The organism is Prevotella sp. MGM2, from assembly GCF_002933955.1.
GTDB lineage: Bacteria > Bacteroidota > Bacteroidia > Bacteroidales > Bacteroidaceae > Alloprevotella.
In genome coordinates this window covers 1-847 of the sequence record NZ_BEWW01000052.1, presented here as the reverse complement: position 1 = coordinate 847, position 847 = coordinate 1, and the positions used below count along the sequence as shown (strand labels likewise).

Below are 847 nucleotides of genomic sequence, written 5' to 3'. Positions count from 1 at the left end.
CTACATCGGTGCCGACCGTTTCCTTGGCAAGGTTTCGAAGGAATTCATTCCGCTCAACAGCACCAATGCCAACGTAACGTTAGGAATGACCTTCCCGCTCTGATTTCTTCAGAGAAACACATTCATCATCCTCTCCCCGCAAATGGGCGGAACACGCGTGTTCCGCCCATTTGCGGGGAGTTTTCTATTGCTTTGCCGGAACTGTTGTCCCCCACCATTCTGAATCATTTCTCCCGAATCCTGAATAATCATATAATTATATACGAACGGCTTTTTGGGGCAGGCCCCCCCAATAATATTTTAATAGACAAACCGGCTTTATAGCGTCTCCTGCAATGCCTTCCGCCATCACCGGAAAACTTCCCGTCCATTGTCACAATTTGCCCGACTTGATAAAAAGAATTATCTTTGCGCCGCTAATCCTTAATTTTAATTTATTTAAATCAATCATGTATTTAAAGACCTTTTTACTCAGTCTCGTACTCTTCATAAATTTAGGTGTACAGGCTCAGGTCAAACCCATTGTCATCGCAACGGACCAGACAAGCATGGTGCTCGTGGTAGATGGCAACGGTCGTCTCCATCAGAAATATCTGGGACGGAAGTTGTTGGATGAAGCAGATTATGCCGCTTTGCCACAGGGGCCGGAGGCTTATCTGACACATGGCATGGAAGACTATTATGAACCGGCACTCCACGTAAACCATGCCGACGGAAACCAATCGACGCTGCTTACCTACGTGAGCCACACCACCGGCACTCCCGCGCAAGGCGTGGAGGAAACAGTCATTACAATGTCCGATCCGGTATACAAGACCGAAGTGAAACTCCATTACGTGGCTTATGT

Annotated in this window: 1 protein-coding gene; it reads left to right on the top strand. The window is 47.3% G+C overall.

Annotation, left to right across the window (positions count from 1 at the left end; translation table 11 throughout):
- Positions 1–449: 449 nt before the first annotated feature.
- On the top strand, positions 450–847 hold a 398-nt coding region (locus C5S62_RS01335), incomplete at its 3' end, for a glycoside hydrolase family 36 N-terminal domain-containing protein (protein ID WP_275541719.1).